This is a genomic window from Pseudomonas sp. Pso3, from assembly GCF_055393275.1.
Genome location: NZ_AP043687.1, coordinates 3,765,201 through 3,784,088, shown reverse-complemented (window position 1 = coordinate 3,784,088; position 18,888 = coordinate 3,765,201). Strand labels below are relative to the sequence as shown.

Here is an 18,888-nt window from a genome sequence, read left to right as displayed (position 1 = left end):
ATATCGGGGCGCGCAAGGCGCCCCGCCTTTATCTCGGGCGGTGTCATGCTCAACAAATATCCCCTCTGGAAGTACCTGCTGATCCTGGCCGTACTGGTCGTGGGCGTCATCTATTCGGTTCCTAATCTGTACCCCGACGATCCGGCCCTGCAGATCAGCGCTTCCAGCACCGAACGCACGGTGACCCCTGCCGATGTGCAGCGGGTGAACGCGGCTCTGGCGCAGGCGCAACTCGCCGTGAAATCCAGCGACGTCAACGAGAGCGGCAGCCGGGTGCTGATCCGCCTGATGCGCGCCGACGATCAGCTGCCGGCCCAGGAAGTGGTCCGCCGCACCCTTGGCGACGACTTCGTGGTCGCCCTGAACCTGGCGCCCACCACCCCGCAGTGGCTGCGCAAGCTCGGTGCCAGCCCCATGAAGCTGGGCCTGGACCTGTCCGGTGGTGTGCACTTCCTGCTGGCTGTGGACATGGACAAGGCCGTGGACGCGCGCCTGAAGGTCTATGACAACGAGGTCAAGACTCTGCTGCGTCGCGAGAAGGTGCGCTATCGCAGCATGCCCGACCAGAACGGCGCCCTGCAGCTGGGCTTCACCGATGCCGCCGATCTGCAGCAGGCGCAGAGCCTGATCCGCAAGAACTACACCGATTTCGAGCTGACCACCGACACCCGTGGTGACCTGCAGGTGCTGCGTCTGCAGCTGACCGAGGCCAAGCTGCGCGAGATCCGCAACTATGCCGTCACCCAGAACCTGACCACGGTGCGCAACCGGGTCAACGAACTGGGCGTGGCCGAGCCGCTGGTGCAGCGCCAGGGCGCCGACCGCATCGTGGTCGAGCTGCCGGGCGTGCAGGACACCGCCGAAGCCAAACGCATCCTCGGCAAGACCGCCAACCTGGAATTCCGCCTGGCCGCCACCGCGGACACCCCGCGCGCCTCCACCGAGAGCTTCGAATTCCGCGAGCCTGGTCGTCCGGCGGTACCGCTGGAGCGTAACGTCATCATCACCGGTGACCAGGTCACCGACGCCTCGGCCAGCTTCGACGAGAACGGCCGGCCCCAGGTCAACATCCGCCTGGATGGCCATGGCGGCGATCTGATCAACCGCGCCACCCGCAGCAACGTCGGCCGCAGCATGGCCGTGGTGTTCATCGAGCAGCGCCCGGTCACCCGCTACACCACCCAGACCGTGGACGGCGTACAGAAGGAAGTGGCGGTGCCCGGCTTCGAGGAGGAGCGGCGCATCATCAGCCTGGCGACCATTCAGTCGGCCCTGGGCAACAGCTTCCGCATCACCGGCCTGAACGGCTCGGGCGAGGCCTCGGAACTGGCGCTGCTGCTGCGTGCCGGTGGCCTGGCCGCACCCATGTACTTCGCCGAGGAGCGTACCCTCGGCCCGAGCCTGGGTGCCGACAACATCGAGAAGGGTATCGATGCCTCGCTGTGGGGCATGGTCTTCGTCTCGCTGTTCCTGATCGCCATCTACCGCTTCTTCGGCCTGCTGGCTACCATCGCCCTGGGCTTCAACATGGTGCTGCTGATGGCCTTGATGTCCATCCTGCATGCCACCCTGACCCTGCCGGGCATCGCCGGTATCGTCCTGACCATGGGTCAGGCGGTGGACGCCAACGTGCTGATCTTCTCGCGGATCCGCGAAGAGATCGCCAACGGCATGCCGATCCAGCGCGCCATCCATGAGGGCTTCAGTCGCGCCTTCACGGCGATCCTGGACTCCAACCTGACGACCCTGCTGGTGGGCGCCATCCTGTTCGCCATGGGCACCGGGCCGGTCAAGGGCTTCGCCGTGACCATGTCGCTGGGTATCTTCACCTCCCTGTTCACCGCCATCTTCGTGACCCGTGCCATGGTCAACCTGATTTATGGCGGCCGGAACGTCAAGAAGCTGTGGATTTGAGGACGCGGCGATGAAAAAGACCATCAACTTCATGGGCGTACGCAATATCGCGTTCGCCATCACCGCGCTCCTGACCGTTCTGGCGCTGTTCAGCTGGTTCTACAAGGGGCTGAACTTCGGCCTGGATTTCACCGGCGGTACCCTGATCGAGCTGCGCTACGAGCAGCCCGCCGACCTCGGCAAGATCCGTCAGGAGTTGCAGGGCGCCGGCTTCGAGGAGGCGGTGGTGCAGAGCTTCGGCGCCACCACCGATGTCCTGGTCCGGATGCCGGGTGACAACCCGCAGCTGGGCCAGCAGGTGACCAGCGCGTTGCAGAAGGCGAGCACCGAGCGCTTCTCCCTGACCCGTACCGAGTTCGTCGGTCCGCAGGTGGGCGAGGAACTGCGTGACCAGGGCGGCCTGGGCATGCTGCTGGCCCTGGGTAGCGTGCTGGTCTACGTGGCCTTCCGCTTCCAGTGGAAGTTCGCCGTGGGCGCGATCATTTCGCTGGTGCACGACGTGGTGGTGACCCTGGGCCTGCTGTCGTTCTTCCAGATCACCTTCGACCTGACGGTGCTGGCGGCGGTCCTGGCCATCATCGGCTACTCGCTCAACGACACCATCGTGGTGTTCGACCGGGTGCGGGAGAACTTCCGGGTACTGCGCAAGGCCAGTCTGATCGAGAACATCAACGTCTCGACCACCCAGACCCTGCTGCGCACCCTGGCCACCTCGATCTCGACCCTGCTGGCCGTGGCGGCGCTGCTGTTCTTTGGCGGCGACAACCTGTTCGGCTTCTCCCTGGCGCTGTTCATCGGCGTGCTGGCCGGTACCTACTCGTCGATCTATATCGCCAACGTGGTGCTGATCTGGCTGGACCTGAAGAGCGAGGACCTGATTCCCCCGCAAGCCAAGGAACTCGACGACCGTCCCTGATGTCCCAGGCATGGCAAAGGGCCAGGTGCCCGCTATGACAGAGTAGTCAGGAGGTTGTAGTGAACAAGTCGATGCTCGTAGGTACGGTTCTGGGAGCCATCGTCGCCACCGCTGGTGGCGCCGTGGCGTACAGTTTCGTCGACCGCGGGCCTCAGTACGCCGAGGTCGTCGCCGTCCAGCCGGTCAAGGAAACGGTCAAGACCCCGCGCGAGGTCTGCAAGGAGGTCGCGGTGACGCATCGGCGGCCTGTTCAGGACCAACACCAGATCGCCGGGACCGCCGTAGGCGCGGTCGTCGGCGGTCTGCTGGGCAACCAGGTCGGCAACGGCAGCGGCAAGACCCTGGCGACCATCGCCGGTGCCGTGGGCGGTGGTTACGCCGGCAACAAGGGTCAGGAATACATGCAGAACCGCGACACCTACACCACCACCCAGACCCGCTGCAGCACGGTCAACGACAGCAGCGACAAGGTGGTCGGCTATGACGTCAAATACCTGCTGGATGGCAAGATCGGCCAGGTCCGCATGGACCACGAGCCGGGCAAGCAACTGGAAGTGAAGAACGGCCAGGTACTGGCCAGCCAGTGATTCGCGTGACCGGCTGAAGCCCCAGGGCTGCAGCCAACAAAAAACCCGCTGCCAGGTGACTGGCAGCGGGTTTTTTTATTGGCTCTTGCGCGGTGATCCGAAAGCTCTGCCGCGCCGGCCAGGGCGCGCAGGGCGCCCTGGCCGGTGTCGTCATTTAGACGGCGGGGCGGGGGGTTTCTGCTTTGGGCCGAAGCCACCGCCGGGCGGAGATCCACGCCGGCGCCTCGAACAGACCGTTGATGCCGCGGGCTTCCAGCAGCTTGGCGATGGCCACCGGCACCAGGATGCCGAAGGCGCAACCGGCGACGATGTGCAGCAGGCCGTCGTTGATGTGCAGGCCCTTGCTCAGGACGATGCGAGCGCCACTGCCGCTGAGCACGTGCATCACGTAGATGGGCATGGACAGCGCGCCCAGGGTGAGCACCCACTGCAGCGGCCGCTGTGCCAGCACCATGCAGGTGGCGCTGACGAAAACGATGCCGTTCAGCGCCAGCACCAGGGTGGCCAGACCACGATCGGTGTAGACCAGGCCCAGCAGGCCGTGGAACCAGTATTCGAGCACCACGAACAGCAGACCCGAACCCAGCATCACGCGACCGGCCTGTTCCTCGATGGCCTGCTTGAAGTTGTTGAACCAGACGCCGAAGGCGAAGAACACGAAGTTCTGCGCGGTAAAGGTGAAGAAGAAGTCTTCCGGGCCGGCGTTCTGGAACAGATAGACCAGGGCGCCAAAGGCGAACACGGCGAAGAAGGCCAGCGGCTTGGCCCAGCGATAGGCGAGCATGGCCAGGCAGAACACCAGGAACAGCGCATAGAGGAACCAGAACTGCTGGCGTGGCTCCCAGACCGTCAGGACTTCGCTGAAGCTGACGCCGCCATTGGTGTAGCGCGACATCAGCGCCTCCACCGAGCCCTGCAGCAGCGACCAGACCAGGAAGGGATAGACGATGGTGTCGATCTTGTTCACCAGCAGGCCGCCGGTGCCGCGCTTGATGAAGGAGCTGTAGAAGAACAGGCCGGACAGGAAGAAGAACAGCGGCATGTGGAAGCTGTAGATGACGCTGTCCACCAGGCCGTGGAATTCGGCGTCCTGCAGGATGCCGGCGTTGAGCAGGCCGCGGACGACATGGCCGTAGACGACCAGCACGATGCCTATGGCCTTGGCATAGTCGACCCAGAGATTGCGAGTGTTCATTGAATGATCCTTTTCAAAAGAGAACCTGTGCAGCTGAAGCCAAAGCACTGGGGCAAACGAAAGCGGGAACGCTGCGGCGCCAGGGCGCGCGTTGCGACAGGTTCGGTCATGGTAGGACTCCCGAAGGAACGACGTCCGTAAGTAGCCGGTTACAGGAAGGGGCTCCTTGCCCGCGTTCTGACCGTGGCTATCTGCCATTGTTCATGGCTTGTTTCCGGCCATACGTGAACGGGGCAACACTTTGATGGCCAAAGGCCCAATTGTCCGACGAGCTGTAACTGGATGTTTAGAGAGAATCTTTGACGAACTGCAGCTGCTTCTCCTTGAGCAGGGGCTCGTAGCGCGGCGAGGTATAGATCAGCAGGACCTGCTTCTTGCGTGCTGCCTGGGCGCTGAACTTGTAGACGACGGTGTCGTGGTCGAAGGCCAGATAGGCCTGGGCGTCGTCGTCCTGTGTCAGGCGCTCGAAGGCGGCGGCCGACGACTGGGAAGAGGGCTTGCCGTATTTCTGGGTGAGGCCTTCGGCGATCAGGAAGGACTGCGCCAGGGGCGTGACGATGGACAGGCGCAGGAAGCGGCCATCGATGAAGAAGGCGCCGGCCTCGACCTTTTCACCGGCGAAGGTCAAATCAGTGCACTCGAAATACTCGACGCCGACGACGTCGATCTTGCGCGGCTGGAAGGTGCAGAGTTTTTTCGCCAGAAAGGCTTTCTGCTCGGTGCCGAAGGCGATCCCGGCGTAGCCGTCGACGGCCTGGGCCAGCGCCGGGACAAGCGCCAGTAGCGCCACCAGGGGCGCGCGCAGAGGCGACAGGTAGGACCTGACGGTCATGGTGATCCGGATTCCCTTCACGAAGGCCCTTGGGCCCACTCAACCCGACGGATGCTAAGAGCTCCGCCGGGGCTTTGCCACCGCTGTCGACGGCTTTTGTCGAGAGGTTCAGGGTTGGCGTCAGGCGATGCCGGGCGGAATCTGGTCCTTGCCGTAATCCTTGAGCTTTTCCAGATTTTCCGGCTTCTGGTGCTCGGGGACGTCGTCGCCGTCGGCGGGGGTGTCCAGGGGTTCCTGATCGCGGGTGTCTTCGCTCATGGCAGCGCTCTTGGCAGGGGATGTCCGACTTTGAGGGGAGCGCCGACCCGGCGGTTCCGCAACGTCAGGCGCTGCCGTCCTCGCTGAGCCAGCCTTCGCGGTGGGCCAGGCGCCAGGCGAGCAGGGCGGAGATCAGGCCGCGCAGCGCCATGAAGGCGAGAAAGGCCAGCCACAGGCCGTGGTTGCCGAGGCCGCGCAGCAGCCAGCCGAGCGGCAGCGCCAGCAACAGGGCCAGCAGCATCGAGTTGCGCATCTCCCGGGCGCGGGTGGCGCCGATGAAGAGGCCATCCAGCAGGTAGCTGACCATGGCGATCAGCGGCAGCACGGCCAGATAGGGCAGGTAGGCGTGAGCCGCCTCGCGTACCGCGGCGATGTCGCTCTGCAGGGCGACGAACAGATCGCCGCCGAGGGCGAAGGCCAGGGCGAAGCCGAGGCTGGCCAGCAGTGACCAGCCGCCGGCGATCACCAGCACCCGGCGCAGGGTGGCGCCCTCGCGCGCGCCCAGGGCATGGCCGGCCAGGGCCTCCACCGCATGGGCGAGGCCGTCGAGGGCGAAGGCGGTGACCAGCAGGCCATTGAGCAGCAGGGCGTTGACCGCCACCGTGGTCTCGCCCAGCTGGGCGCCCTGGGCGGCGAACAGCAGGAACACCGCCTGCAGCGCCAGGGAGCGGATGAAGATGTCGCGATTGACCGCCAGCAGCGGCTGCCAGCTGGCGAGGCGGCGCAGCGCCGGGCGATCGATCCGGCCGGGCCACAGCCGCAGGCGGCGCAGCACCAGCCAGAGGCCGAGCAGCATGCCGCTCCATTCCGCCAGCACCGAGGCCAGGGCGATGCCCTGCACCCCGGCGCCGAGGCCGAGCACGAAGCCGGTCACCAGCAGCAGGTTCAGGGCATTGGTGGTGAGCAGCAGCACCAGCGGCGTGCGCGCATCCTGGGTACCGAGCAGCCAGCCGATCACCGCGTAGCTGAGCAGCGCCGCGGGCAGGCCGAGCAGGCGCAGGTGCAGAAAGCGCGCGGCCAGGTCGGCGAAGGCGGGATCCAGGCCGAGCCAGGCAAGCAGCGGTTCCAGCGCCAGGCTGGCGGCCAGCAGCAGGAGCAGCGACAGACCCAGCCCGAGCAGGCCGGCCTGCAGGAGGATCTGGCGCAGGGCGGCGCCGTCGCGGCGGCCGCTGGCCTGGGCGGCGAAGCCGGTGGTGCCCATGCGCAGGAAGCCGAGGATGCCCAGCAGGGCGGTGTAGAAGGCGCCGCCCATGGCCACCGCGGCGAGTTGACGGGCTTCGGGCAGATGACCGGCGATGGCGCTGTCGACCAGGGTCACCAGCGGCACGCTGAGATTGGACAGGATCATCGGCGCGGCCAGGGCCCAGACGCGGCGGTGCAACAGGGGGTGACGCCAGTCGGCAAGCAGGGTGGACATGGGCTAATCGCAGCGGCGGCGGAGGGGGCATTGTAGGCCAGCCGGCCCGGGTGGTCCTCCGCCGCAGCGCCTGCGGGGGTCAGTCCAGTTGACCGCCGCCTTCGCGCAGGTCCGCCCGGGTGGTTGCCGCGCAGGTCAGCGCCAGGCGCAGACCGGCGATTAGGGTCTCCAGGGCCATGGACGGCGCGCCGGGCTGAGCGGCGGCCTGGGCCGGCAGGTAGGGAATATGGATGAAGCCGCCGCGTACCCCGCTGCCCTGCAGGCGATGCTGCAGGCCGTAGAAGACGTGGTTGCAGACGAAGGTACCGGCGGTCTGGGACACCGCCGCGGGAATGCCGGCGTCGCGCAGGACCCGGGTCATGGCCTTGATCGGCAGGGTGCTGAAATAGGCCGCCGGGCCACCAGCCACCACCGGCTCGTCGATGGGCTGGCGTCCGGCGTTGTCGGGGATGCGGGCGTCGTCGACGTTGATGGCGATGCGCTCCAGCGACAGCTCGGCCCGCCCGCCGGCCTGGCCGACCGCCACCACCAGGGTCGGGCGATGGCGCTCGAGCAGCTCATCCAGCACCCGGAGCGCGGTGCCGAATTCGGTCGGCAGCTGCGCCGCGACCACCGGCAGATCGCCGAGGCACTCGCCATCCAGCCGGCGCACGGCTTCCCAGGAGGGGTTGAGGGTCTCGCCGCCAAAGGGCGCGAAACCGGTGAGCAACAGGGTCATGGGATACCTCACATCAGCAGATAGAGCAGCACCACGTTGCAGGCCAGCACCGCCAGGGCGGTGGGGACCTGGGCCTTGATCACGGCATTCTTGTCGTCCAGCTCCAGCAGGGCCGCCGGCACGATGTTGAAGTTGGCCGCCATGGGCGTCATCAGGGTGCCGCAGTAGCCGGAGAACATGCCGATGGCGGCCATCACCGCCGGATCGGCGTGGTAGACGCCCACCAGCACCGGCACGCCGATGCCGCCGGTCATCACCGGGAAGGCGGCGAAGCCGTTGCCCATGATGACGGTGAAGGCGGCCATGCCCACCACATAGACCACCACCGCCACCAGGCGCAGGTCGAGGGCCACGTAGGCGGTGGCCAGGTGCGCCACCGCCTTGCCGACGCCGGCGTCGGTAAAGACCAGGCCGAGCATGGCCAGGGCCTGGGGCAGGACCAGCGACCAGCCCAGGGCATCGGTCAGGCGCCGCGATTCGCGCATCGCCTGGATCGGGGTGTCGCGGGTCAGCCAGCAGGCCAGCGCCAGGGCCACCAGGGCGCCCAGGCCGAGGGAGACGAAGGTGACGTTCTTCGGGTCGAGCAGCGGCAGACCGGCGATCTGTACATCCTTGAGCAAGACGCTGCCGATCACCGTCACCACGGGAATGGCCAGCGCCGGAATGAACAGGCGATTGCCCAGGCGGCCGGCGCTGGCACGGGTCTCGCGTTCGGGACGACTGGCGTGATGACCGCTGCCCACCGCACCGCAGCCGGCCAGCACCGCCATCAGCAGCACCCCGGCGCCCACCCAGGCGGGTGGCAGGCGATCGCCGATCAGGAAAACCAGGCTGAACAGGCCCCAGAACAGACCGCTGGTCCAGCGCTTGGGGTGCTGACGATCGGCCAGGGTCATGACCGCGGTCAGCGCCAGGATGGCGCCGGCCAGCCAGAACAGGTACTGGATCGACAGGATCATGGCCGCACCTCCCGGTTCGCGGTCAGCTCGCGATAGAGCTGGCGATCGAAGCGGTGCAGGCGCAGGGCGTGGATGAAGAAGGCGCAGAGCGCCGTGGGAATGCCCCAGAGGGCGATGTGCAGGGGTTCGACATCGAGTCCGGCGCCGAGCAGGAAGGTGTGCATCAGGGCGATGGCACCAAAGGCGACGAAGATGTCCTCGCCAAAGAACAGGCCGACATTGTCGGTGGCGGCGCAAAAGGCCAGCAGCCGCTGGCGCAGGGTCTCGGGCAGACGGCCATGGAGTTTTTCGGCGGTGCCTTCGGCCATGGGCGCCAGCAGCGGGCGGACCATCTGCGGATGGCCGCCGAGGCTGGTCAGCCCCAGGGCCGCGGTGGTCTCGCGGACGAAGAGGTAGAAGATCAGCAGGCGGCCGACGGTGGCGTTGCGAAAGCGGGCGATCCAGTTCTGCGCATGCAGGCGCAGGCCGTGGCGTTCGAGCAGGCCGATCACCGCCAGCGGCAGCAGGATGATCAGCGGCAGGGCACGCGCCTTGATGAAGCCGGTGCCGATGGCGGCGAGCAGCGCCTCGGGGCTGAACTGGGCGGCGATCCCGGTGGCCACGGCGGCCAGGGCGACGACCAGCAGCGGATTGAACCTCAGCACGAAGCCGACCACGATGACCAGCACGCCCAGCAGCGGCCAGAGGTTGACGGTGGTTTGCATAGGTGGATGTCTCCAGCGGGTCCACCGCGCTCCGGGCAGACGGTGCGGCGGACGGTAGGAAGCCGCGGGCGGCTTCGGCTGATCCAGGCAGTGCCCGCGGCACCGCTCGTTATTGTTGTCAGACGTCACTTGGCATAACGCCGGCTGGCATCTTTCGCCGCCGGCGGAGCTGGCGTCCAGCAAATAAAACTGTTCGCCGCCGATAGGGAAAAGCGGGGCAGACAAGCTCGCCGGTGGGGGTAAAGTGGCGGGGTAGCCTTGTCGAGGTCCCCATGAATCTGCGCTTTCTCGATACCTTCGTCTGGGTCGCCCGCCTGGGCAGTTTCCGCCTGACGGCGGAAAAGCTGTCCACCACCCAGGCGGCCATTTCCAGTCGCATCGCCGTGCTGGAGAGCGAACTGGGCGTGCAACTGTTCCTGCGCGACTCCCGCGGCGTGAGCCTGACCGCCGAGGGCCATCGGGTACTGGGCTACGCCGAACGGATGCTGGCCACCCAGCGCGAGCTGCACGAGGCCCTGGGCCATGGCCAGACCCTGGAGGGCCGCCTGCGCATCGGGGTGATGGATACGGTGATCCACAGCTGGCTGGACCAGCTGATCGCCGCGGTCACCCAGACCTATCCGGCCATCGAGCTGGAATTGACCGCGGACACGGCGCTGAATCTGGCCGAGCAGCTGGCGCGGGGGCAGCTCGACCTGATCTTCCAGACCGATCTCCTGCGCGCCGAGGGCATCCGCAATCTGCACCTGGCCAGCTACCCGGTGCGCTGGCTGGTGGCCAGCGACAGCCACCTGGCGCGGCCCTACGCCAATCTCGCCGAACTGGCGGGCGAACGGCTGATCACCTTTTCCCGCCATTCCCGTCCGCACCAGGACATCCTCGGCCTGCTCCAGCGCGAAGGCATCGCCGAACCGCGGGTCTGCTGCATCAACTCGGTGGCGGCCATCATCAAGCTGATGGGCGAGGGCTTCGGCATCGGCGCCCTGCCGCCGGCCCTGGTGATCGAGGAATTGGCCCGTGGCAGTCTCATGCCCCTGCCCCTGCCGCTGGCCGGCCCGCCGCCCTTCGATGTCCAGGCCAGCTGGCACGGCGGCGCCGGCCTGGCGCTGAGCGAGGCGGTGGTGGCCCTGAGCCAGACGGTGGTGGCCGACTGGTGCACGCGCCTGGGCCCGGAGCGCGCCTTGCCGGTGCTGGTCTAGCCCCGATGTTTCAACAGCTTCTTATCGCCAGCGCCCGGAATCTTTTGTTGGACAGCGGCGCTCCGGCTTTCCGACACTCGAGCTACCTTCTCAGAGGATCCTGTCATGCCCGCTCGCCTGCTGCTCAATTGCGATTCCGGTGAAAGCTATGGTGCCTGGTCCATGGGTGACGACGCCCATGCCATTCCCCTGGTCGACCAGGCCAATCTGGCCTGCGGCTTCCATGCCGCCGATCCCCTGACCATGCAGCGCGCCGTGACCCTGGCGGTGGCCAACGGCGTGCAGATCGGCGCCCATCCGGCCTATCCCGATCTGGTGGGCTTCGGTCGGCGGCCCATGGCCTGCACCCCGGCCGAGGTGGAAGCCATGATCCTCTACCAGATCGGCGCCCTCGACGCCTTCTGCCGCGCCGCAGGCGTGCGCGTCGAGTACGTGAAGCCCCATGGCGCCCTCTACAACGCCCTAGTCAAGGACGATGCCCTGCTGAGCGCCGCGCTTTCCGCCTGCGCCCGCTATCGCCAGGGACTGCCGCTGATGGTGCTGGCCAAGGCCGACAACGACCGCGAGCGCCGGCTGGCCGAAGCCGCCGGGGTACCGCTGCTGCTGGAAGCCTTCGCCGATCGCGCCTATCTGGCCGACGGTTCCCTGGCTCCGCGTGGCCAGGTCGGCGCCGTCCATCACGATCCCGAACGCATCCTCGCCCAGGCCGTCGCCATCGCCCGTGGCGAAGACTTTCCCGGTTTCGATGGCCAACCCATGCGGCTGCAGGCCGACAGCCTCTGCGTGCATGGCGACAACGCCGAATCCCTGGCGGTGCTGCGGCGGCTGCGCGCCGCCCTGGACGCCCTATGATCGTCGGCAAACCCTTAGGCGTCGCGGCGCTGCTGCTCGAACTGGCCGAGCATCCCGATGCCGAGCTACCCCCGCGCATCGCCCGCCTGGGCGAACGGATTCGCCGGCGCTTCGGCCCGGCGGTGACCGATCTGGTGGCGGGCTGGACCAGCCTGCTGGTGCACTACGATCCCCTGCAACTGACCCTGGCCGAGTTGCAGGCCGGCCTCGACCCCCTGCTGGCCGACTGGCCGGGCGCCGCGCCGGCGGGCGAGGGCGGGCGCCTGCACCAGGTGCCGACGCTCTATGCCGGCCCCGATCTGGCCGAGGTGGCCGAGCGCTGTGGCCTGAGCGAGGGCGAGGTCATCACTCTGCACAGCGGTCGTGACTATCAGGTGGGCGCCATCGGCTTCATGCCGGGCTTCGCCTTTCTCGGCGAACTGGACGAACGCCTGGCGCTGCCCCGGCGCAGCACGCCGCGGACCCACGTACCCGCCGGCAGCCTGGCCATCGCCGAGCGCCAGACCGCCGTCTATCCCCAGGCGTCGCCGGGCGGCTGGAATCTCATCGGTCGCTGCCTGTGGACGGTCTTCGATGCCCGGGCCGAGCCGCCGTGCCTGCTGGCACCCGGTGATCGGGTGCGCTTCGTACCCGTCGACGAAGCGGCCTTTCGCGCCCAGGGAGGTCAGCCATGAGCGGACTGCAGGTCATCAAACCCGGTCCCCTGACCCTGCTGCAGGATCTGGGGCGCCAGGGCTGGCAACACCTGGGGGTGGCGCCCTCGGGGCCCATGGACGGCCATGCCGCGCGCTGGGCCAATCGCCTGGTGGGCAATCCGGTCGCGGCGCCGCTGCTGGAGATCGCCCTGGGCGGCGCCGAATTCGAGATCGAGACCAATACCTGGCTGGCGCTGACCGGTGCGCCGCTGGACGCCCGCCTGGATGGCGAGCCCCTGCCGGCCTGGTCGTGTTTTCCGGTAAGAGCTGGCGCGCGCTTGCGCCTGGGCTTCGCCCAGTCCGGGCAGCGCGCCTACCTGGCCGCCGCCGGTGGCGGCTTTCAGGCGCCGGCGACCCTGGGGAGCGTGGCCAGCAACCGGCGCGAAGGCCTGGGCGGGCTGGAAGGCCAGGGCGCGCCGCTCGCGGCCGGCCAGCGGCTGGGCTGCGCGGCGGTGAGCGCGCTGCATGCCCACGGCTGCGGCCCGGCCGCGCGTTTCGTGCCGGACTATCGCGAGGTGCCGACCCTGCGGGTGATCCTCGGTGGCGACGCCGAGGCCTTCGGCCCGGCGCAGCAGCAGGCGCTCTGCATGCAGTCCTGGCGCATCAGCCCGCAGTCCGATCGCATGGGCATCCGCCTGGCCGGCGAGGTGCCCCTGGCGCCCCCGCGTCGCCAGTGGTCGCTGGGCGTGGTGACCGGTGCCATCCAGGTGCCGCCCGATGGCCAGCCCATCGTGCTCATGGCCGATCGCCAGACCATGGGCGGCTATCCGCTGCTGGGCTTCATCCACCCGCTGGACCTGGCGCGCCTGGCCCAGTGCCCGGCCCATCACGAGGTGCGCTTCGCCCCGGTGGAGCTGGCCGAGGCCCAGGCCGAGTGGCGGCGGTTCCTGGCCTTCTTCGGCGGCTGACGATGCAACCGGTCACGGCTGAGGAATCTTGTCCGCTTCGATGAGTCGCACGCTCAGGGGCGACGCCGACTTCCCTTTCTCGGCGTCTGGCTTGAAACTTGCCTCACACGTCCCCCTGAGACGACCGACAAGAAGGAGCTGGAACCGGCGATGAAAACTCCCAAACGCATCGAGCCGCTGATCGAGGACGGCTTGGTCGATGAGGTGATACGGCCCCTGATGAGTGGCAAGGAAGCGGCGGTCTACGTGGTGCGCTGCGGCAGCCAGGTACGTTGCGCCAAGGTCTACAAGGAGGCCGACAAGCGCAGCTTCCGCCAGGCCGCCGAGTATCAGGAAGGGCGCAAGGTGCGTGGCAGTCGGGAAAACCGCGCCATGGCCAAGGGCTCCAAGTTCGGTCGCCGCGAGCGCGAGGACAACTGGCAGAACGCCGAGGTGACGGCGCTCTATCGCCTGGCCGATGCTGGGGTGCGGGTGCCCAAGCCCCACGACTTCCTCGACGGCGTGCTGCTGATGGACCTGGTCACCGACGGCAATGGCGAGGCCGCGCCGCGGCTCAACGACGTGACCCTCACCGCCGAGGAAGCGCTGCGCTACCACGAGCTGATGATCGGCCAGATCGTGCGCATGCTCTGCGCTGGCCTGGTCCACGGCGACCTCTCCGAATTCAACGTGCTGCTGGCCGAGGACGGCCCGGTGATCATCGACCTGCCCCAGGCGGTGGACGCCGCCGGCAACAACCACGCCTTCCGCCTGCTGGCGCGGGACGTGGAGAACATGGCGCTGTATTTCGGTCGCTTCGCCCCGGAATTGCGCAAGACCCGCTATGCGCCGGAGATGTGGGCGCTGTTCGAGAAGGGCGAGCTGTTCGCCAATACCCGCCTGACCGGCGAATTCGTCGAACGCGAAGGCCAGGCCGACGTCCATGCGGTGATGCGCGAGATCGAGGCCGCCCGGCGCGACGAGGAGCGTCGCCAGGCCGCACGGCGCGAGCAGGACGAGCCCAGCGTGCGCGAAGAACCGCCGCCGCCCTGGCTAAGCTGATCGTTAAGTAGAACGATTAGCGCTGCGATGAGACGAACGGCCCCAGTGGTCGGGCGATGAACGGCGTCCTCCGGGCGCCAGCGCGCTAAACTGGGCACTGAACAGCACAGGACTCTTTTCATGCAAGGCCATCCGGACGTCATCAACTACCTCAACCAGCTGCTGCGCGGCGAGCTGGCGGCGCGCGACCAGTACTTCATCCACTCTCGGATGTACGAGGACTGGGGCCTGATGCGCCTGTACGAGCGGATCGGCCACGAGATGGAAGAGGAAACCCAGCACGCCGATGCCCTGCTGCGCCGCATCCTCTTCCTCGAGGGCACGCCGGACATGCGTCCCAACGCCATCACCGTCGGCCAGACCGTACCGGAGATGCTGCGCGCGGACCTGGCGCTGGAGTACGAGGTACGCGAAGCCCTGGCCCAGGGCGTGGCCCTGTGCAACCAGCACAAGGATTTCGTGACCCGCGAGATCCTGGTGGTGCAGCTGGAAGACACCGAGGAGGACCACGCCTACTGGCTGGAGCAGCAGCTGGGCCTGATCGACAAGATCGGTCTGCAGAACTACCTGCAATCGCAGATGAAGGGCGGTACCACGCCCCATGGCGCCGGCCTCTGAGGTCGACCGAGCGGCGCCGCCGGGCGCCGCCGGGCGCCGCTCAGGACGTGCGGGCGTCGTCCTCCGGTGCCCGTGGCAGATAGAGCGAGATGCAGGTGCCCACGCCCGGCGTAGTGTCGACCTGGATCTGGCCACCCGACTGGTGCACGAAGCCGTGCACCATCGACAGGCCCAGTCCGGTGCCCTGACCCGGCGGCTTGGTGGTAAAGAAGGGATCGAAGATCCGCTCCAGGATCTCCGGCGCGATGCCGGTCCCGGTGTCGCTCACCTTGACTCTCACGTAATCGCCTGCTGGCAGGTCCTCCGGTCGCTCCGGCGCATCCTCCGGCAGATTGGCCGTGGACAGCCGCAGCTGGCCGCCCTGAGGCATGGCGTCCCGGGCGTTGATCGCCAGGTTGAGCAGGGCGCTTTCCAGTTGCACGGCATCGATCACCGTCGACCAGAGCGGCTCAGTAGGCTCGGCCTGCACCTCGATCGCCGGGCCGACGCTGCGGCGGATCAGCTCTTCCATGGCCAGCATCAGCTCGTTCACATCAGTGGGTTTGGGTTCCAGCGTCTGCCGCCGGGAAAAGGCCAGCAGCCGCTGGGTCAGGGAGGCCGCGCGCGCAGCATAGGCCTGGGCGCCACCGAGCAGCCGGTCGAGCTGGTCGGTCCGGTGCTGCTGCAGGCGGCGCTCGATCAGCTCCAGGCTGCCGATGATGCCGGCCAGCAGGTTGTTGAAGTCGTGGGCGATGCCGCCGGTCAACTGGCCGATGGCTTCCATCTTCTGCGCCTGGTGCAGCGCCTGCTGCGCCTGGGTCAGCTCGGCGGTGCGCTCGATGACCCGCTGTTCGAGGGTCTCATTGGCGGTCCGCACCGCCTGGAACAGCTGGGCCTGCTCGATGGCGATGGCCGCGCGAGCGGCCAGGGCAACCATCAGACGTTCGTGGCGGGCGTTGAAGCGCCCCGGTTCGGGATGGCCGAAGCCCAGCCCGCCCAGCACCGTGCCGCTGCGGGCCACCACCGCGACGGCCAGATAGCTGCGCACCGGCAGCCGGCCCGCGTGGCAGCCTTGCGGCGCCAGGGCGTGGTCGAACTGGAGATCGTTCGCCAAGTCATCGCTGCGGACCACGCCCGCGCTGCCCAGGGTGGTGACGAACAGGGCAGTGGCGGCGGATTCTCCGATCTGCTCGAAAAGGTCCCGCTCGACGCCGGACAGGGTGAAGCGCTGCAGGCGTCCGCCACCTTCTTCATGGCGTTGATGAAAGTAGGCGCCGAATTCCGCGCCCGTCAACTCCACCCCGGCATCGGTCACGGTCTGCACCAGGTGCGCGAGATCCAGCTGGCTGGCCAACTCCGTGTCGATGCGCTTGAGGGCTTCGAGGGTGCGGGTTTCCTCGCGCAACTCGGCCTCGGCCTGCTTGCGGTCGCTGATGTCGACCAGGAATTCGAAGGCGCTGCCATCGGGCAGGCGCTTGGCGGCCACCAGCGCCCAGCCGGTCGAGCCGTCGCGGCACCGATAGCTGCGCTCCTCGGGCGGCACCTGAGCGTCGGCATGGGGCAGTAGCGGTGCGGGCCAGGCGATGCGCCCGGCGGCCAGGTCCTCGCGGTCATGGCCGCTCATGCGCAGGAAGGCGTCATTGGCATCGATCAGCCGCCCCTCGACATCGAAGCAGAGGGCGCCCACCGTCTCGATTTCCAGGGCGGTGCGGAAGCGTCGTTCGCTGGCCTCCAGCGCGGCGCGCGCCAGATGGGCTTCGGTGACGTCCTGCCCCTGGCAGAAGATGCCGATCACCTGGCCGGTTTCGTCGGTCAGGGGTTCGTAGATGAAATCCAGGTACAGGGTGCGGACCGGTTCGCCCGCGGTTTCCAGGCGCAGGGGCTGGTGCTCGGCAACGAAGCGGCGACCGCTGCGATAGACCTGTTCGAGCCACTCGAAGTAGCCCTGATTGTGCAATTCGGGAAAGACCTCGCGCACCGTCAGGCCTTCGCGGGGCCGGCCATCGAACAGGCGGCTGTAGGCGACGTTGACGAAGTCGAAGACGTGATCCGGGCCGCGCACGATGGCGACGAAGCCGGGCGCCTGCTCGAACATCCGCCGCTGGCGGGCGGCATCCGCGGCCCGACGGCGCTCGTCGAGGATGCGCTGGGTGGTCTCGTGGCCCTGGTTGAAGATCCCGGCGATCTCGCCGCCTTCGCCACGGATCGGGGTGAAGCTGTAGTTCCAGTAGGTCTCGGTGACCACCCCCTGGCGCAGCATCGGCAGCAGCTGGTCGAACACCGAAAAGCCCTGGCCGCTGCTCAGGACCTGCCCGAACTGCGGCCCCACCACCGGCCAGATGTCCTGCCAGACCTCCTGCGCCGGGCGACCCAGGGCCCAGGGATGCCGCTCGGCGGGAATCGGCGCCCAGGCATCGTTATAGAGCAGCAGCAGGTCGGGGCCCCAGTAGATGGCGGTGGGAAAGCTGGAATTCAGGCAGATGCTCAGTGCGGACCTGAGAGATTGCGGCCACTGAGAGGGCGGGCCCAGTGGAGATTCCGACCAGTCGTGACTGCGCAGCCGGGCGCCCATCTCGCCACCGCCGGCGAGAAAGTCCAGTTCGTTCCAGTCGGCAAGCTGCGCTGCCATCTATCGTGTCTCCCCACCCACCGCCGTAGTTCCAGCCGTTCAGACCACAATCGAACCGGAACTGCAGGACCAGGCGCGGATTTTTTCGGCCGCGGCCTTACAGCCGGGGCGCATAGCGCTCGATGGCTTCGGGCAGGGCCCAGCCGGCGGCGAAGGCCAGCACCAGTACGACCAGGGGCAGCAGCACCCACCAGGTCCGCGGCGGGATCGGCTCCAGGCGATTGCCGCCGGTCTTCTGCAACAGCGCCAGGCTCAGGCCGCAGAAACCGCCGGCGAGCAAGGCGCCGGCCAGGATGTCGGTGGGCCAGTGCACGCCCAGGTAGACGCGGCTGAGGGCGATGAGCACCGCCGGCAGGGCAGCGATCACCAGCCAGGCGAGGCGCCCGCGCGGACCATAGCGGCGGCCGACGAGGATGCCCAGGGTCAGGAAGAAGGCGAAGGAGGCCGAGCTGTGGCCGCTGGGCAGGCTGTAGGTGGTCAGGGGTTCGGCGAGCACATCGGGGCGCGCGCGGGCCAGCAGATTCTTCAACTGGCCGTTGGCCAGAGCGGTCCCCAGGGTGGTGCCCAGGGCGAACAGCAGCGGGCGCCACTGGCGGAAGGCGGCCAGCACCAGGATCAGCACGGCGGCCAGGATCAGCTGGGTACGGAAATCGCCCATGCGGGTGATGACCACGGCAACCAGGTTGAGCCAGCCCTCGCGATGCTCCTGCACCAGCGCCATCAGGCCTTCGTCGAAGGCGCGCAGGTGGTGCCAGCCGAACAGCAGGGCCAGCAGCCCGGCCAGGCAGAGGGCGCCGCTGATCAGCGTGGTGCCGGCGCGCTCGCGCCAGGCACCATGGGCGATGACCGCCACCAGCACCGCGATGCCGCCGAGGATGATGCCGGCCTGCTGCCAGAAGCCTTCCGGCAAGGGTAGGCGGAAGGCCGCGCCAGTCACCCAGCCCGGGCCGAGGTAGGCGATGGACCAGCCGGCGGCGGCCACCAGGCTGACGCTGACGAATTTGACCAGGGGCATGTCCAGCATGCCGGCGATCAGCGGCAGCAGCGGGCGCAGCGGACCGATGAAGCGACCCACCAGCAGACTGGCCACGCCGTATCTGTGGATGAAGCCCTCGGCCGAGCCGATCCATTCCGGATGGGTGCGCAAGCCGGGCAGGCGGCGGATGCCTTCATGGAAGCGCCGACCGATGAAATAGGACACCGCATCGCCAAGGATGCCGCCCAGAAAGCCCAGCAGCAGGGTATCGAAGAGATTGAGCGCGCCATTGCCGGCGGCGACGGCCACGGCGAACAGGATCACCGTGCCGGGTACCACCAGCCCGGCCAGGGCCAGGCACTCGAGAAAGGAGATGATGAAGATGGCCACGCCCAGCCACTGGTGGTGCTGGTTGATCCACTGGGTCAGGCCGTCTAGCAGTTCCGTCATCGAAAGGCTTCCTGGGGGCTGGGGGTTGCGTCCTCAGACCC

The 18,888-nt window shown here is 67.8% G+C and carries 18 protein-coding genes; 9 read left to right on the top strand and 9 right to left on the bottom strand.

Translation table 11 applies throughout. The features are described from left to right. Nucleotides 1-45: 45 nt before the first annotated feature. Genes secD through ACZ5R1_RS17795 form a run of 3 tightly spaced genes read left to right on the top strand, consistent with a single transcriptional unit; the run spans nt 46 to nt 3,417 of the window. Nucleotides 46-1,914: a protein translocase subunit SecD gene (gene secD, locus ACZ5R1_RS17805; RefSeq protein WP_027597225.1), complete on the top strand. Its 1,869-nt coding sequence runs from the start codon at nt 46-48 to the stop codon at nt 1,912-1,914. 10 nt (nt 1,915-1,924) lie between these two features. After that, on the top strand, nt 1,925-2,830 hold the full coding sequence (gene secF, locus ACZ5R1_RS17800) for a protein translocase subunit SecF (RefSeq protein ID WP_027597224.1): 906 nt from the start codon (nt 1,925-1,927) through the stop codon (nt 2,828-2,830). Nucleotides 2,831-2,889: 59 nt separating this feature from the next. Continuing rightward, nucleotides 2,890-3,417: a glycine zipper 2TM domain-containing protein gene (locus tag ACZ5R1_RS17795; protein ID WP_007162948.1), complete on the top strand. Its 528-nt coding sequence runs from the start codon at nt 2,890-2,892 to the stop codon at nt 3,415-3,417. 154 nt (nt 3,418-3,571) lie between these two features. Here ACZ5R1_RS17795 and ACZ5R1_RS17790 read toward each other — a convergent pair whose 3' ends face one another. The 7 genes from ACZ5R1_RS17790 to ACZ5R1_RS17760 all read right to left on the bottom strand — a co-directional run bounded on the left by ACZ5R1_RS17790 (nt 3,572) and on the right by ACZ5R1_RS17760 (nt 9,500). Further along, nucleotides 3,572-4,612, bottom strand: coding sequence for an acyltransferase family protein (locus ACZ5R1_RS17790; RefSeq protein ID WP_027602462.1), 1,041 nt, complete (start codon nt 4,610-4,612; stop codon nt 3,572-3,574). 286 nt (nt 4,613-4,898) lie between these two features. Further along, nucleotides 4,899-5,444 carry a hypothetical protein gene (locus ACZ5R1_RS17785; protein ID WP_037007189.1) on the bottom strand — a complete coding sequence of 182 codons (546 nt, stop codon included), beginning with the start codon at nt 5,442-5,444 and terminating at the stop codon, nt 4,899-4,901. A 120-nt stretch (nt 5,445-5,564) separates the two neighbouring features. Further along, a complete protein-coding gene (locus ACZ5R1_RS17780) occupies nt 5,565-5,702 on the bottom strand; it encodes a hypothetical protein (RefSeq protein ID WP_007159685.1) in 138 nt (45 codons plus the stop codon). Nucleotides 5,703-5,766: 64 nt separating this feature from the next. Continuing rightward, nucleotides 5,767-7,119 carry an MATE family efflux transporter gene (locus tag ACZ5R1_RS17775; protein WP_115945843.1) on the bottom strand — a complete coding sequence of 451 codons (1,353 nt, stop codon included), beginning with the start codon at nt 7,117-7,119 and terminating at the stop codon, nt 5,767-5,769. Between the two features lie 79 nt (nt 7,120-7,198). After that, entirely contained in the window at nt 7,199-7,837 is a 639-nt protein-coding gene (pcp, locus tag ACZ5R1_RS17770; RefSeq protein WP_027602465.1) for a pyroglutamyl-peptidase I, read from the bottom strand. An 8-nt stretch (nt 7,838-7,845) separates the two neighbouring features. After that, nucleotides 7,846-8,796 carry a DUF979 domain-containing protein gene (locus ACZ5R1_RS17765; protein WP_027597219.1) on the bottom strand — a complete coding sequence of 317 codons (951 nt, stop codon included), beginning with the start codon at nt 8,794-8,796 and terminating at the stop codon, nt 7,846-7,848. Further along, nucleotides 8,793-9,500: a DUF969 domain-containing protein gene (locus tag ACZ5R1_RS17760; RefSeq protein ID WP_115945844.1), complete on the bottom strand. Its 708-nt coding sequence runs from the start codon at nt 9,498-9,500 to the stop codon at nt 8,793-8,795. Before ACZ5R1_RS17760 ends, ACZ5R1_RS17765 begins: the two co-directional genes overlap by 4 nt. Nucleotides 9,501-9,772: 272 nt before the next feature. On the opposite strand from ACZ5R1_RS17760, the gene ACZ5R1_RS17755 reads away from it, so the two are divergent. From ACZ5R1_RS17755 to bfr, 6 genes are all read left to right on the top strand, one after another. After that, the gene (locus tag ACZ5R1_RS17755) at nt 9,773-10,699 is read left to right on the top strand and encodes a LysR family transcriptional regulator (RefSeq protein WP_464712625.1); all 927 of its coding nucleotides are present in this window, start codon (nt 9,773-9,775) and stop codon (nt 10,697-10,699) included. A 105-nt stretch (nt 10,700-10,804) separates the two neighbouring features. After that, nucleotides 10,805-11,551: a 5-oxoprolinase subunit PxpA gene (locus ACZ5R1_RS17750; protein WP_027597216.1), complete on the top strand. Its 747-nt coding sequence runs from the start codon at nt 10,805-10,807 to the stop codon at nt 11,549-11,551. Then, a complete protein-coding gene (gene pxpB, locus ACZ5R1_RS17745) occupies nt 11,548-12,225 on the top strand; it encodes a 5-oxoprolinase subunit PxpB (protein ID WP_115945845.1) in 678 nt (225 codons plus the stop codon). The genes ACZ5R1_RS17750 and pxpB overlap by 4 nt, the downstream gene beginning before the upstream one ends. Continuing rightward, complete coding sequence (locus ACZ5R1_RS17740; RefSeq protein ID WP_027597214.1) at nt 12,222-13,154, top strand: 5-oxoprolinase subunit C family protein; 933 nt, start codon at nt 12,222-12,224, stop codon at nt 13,152-13,154. The genes pxpB and ACZ5R1_RS17740 overlap by 4 nt, the downstream gene beginning before the upstream one ends. A 150-nt stretch (nt 13,155-13,304) precedes the next feature. Next, nucleotides 13,305-14,195 (top strand): PA4780 family RIO1-like protein kinase, encoded by an 891-nt coding sequence (locus ACZ5R1_RS17735; protein WP_027597213.1) that lies wholly within the window; start codon nt 13,305-13,307, stop codon nt 14,193-14,195. Between the two features lie 120 nt (nt 14,196-14,315). Then, the gene (gene bfr, locus ACZ5R1_RS17730) at nt 14,316-14,813 is read left to right on the top strand and encodes a bacterioferritin (protein WP_007159675.1); all 498 of its coding nucleotides are present in this window, start codon (nt 14,316-14,318) and stop codon (nt 14,811-14,813) included. Nucleotides 14,814-14,853: 40 nt separating this feature from the next. On the opposite strand, the gene ACZ5R1_RS17725 is transcribed toward bfr, so the two are convergent. Together ACZ5R1_RS17725 and ACZ5R1_RS17720 are read right to left on the bottom strand one after the other, a co-directional pair. Next, complete coding sequence (locus tag ACZ5R1_RS17725) at nt 14,854-17,421, bottom strand: ATP-binding protein (protein WP_115945846.1); 2,568 nt, start codon at nt 17,419-17,421, stop codon at nt 14,854-14,856. A gap of 97 nt (nt 17,422-17,518) precedes the next feature. Further along, nucleotides 17,519-18,847 (bottom strand): bifunctional DedA family/phosphatase PAP2 family protein, encoded by a 1,329-nt coding sequence (locus ACZ5R1_RS17720; RefSeq protein ID WP_027597211.1) that lies wholly within the window; start codon nt 18,845-18,847, stop codon nt 17,519-17,521. Nucleotides 18,848-18,888 lie beyond the last annotated feature (41 nt).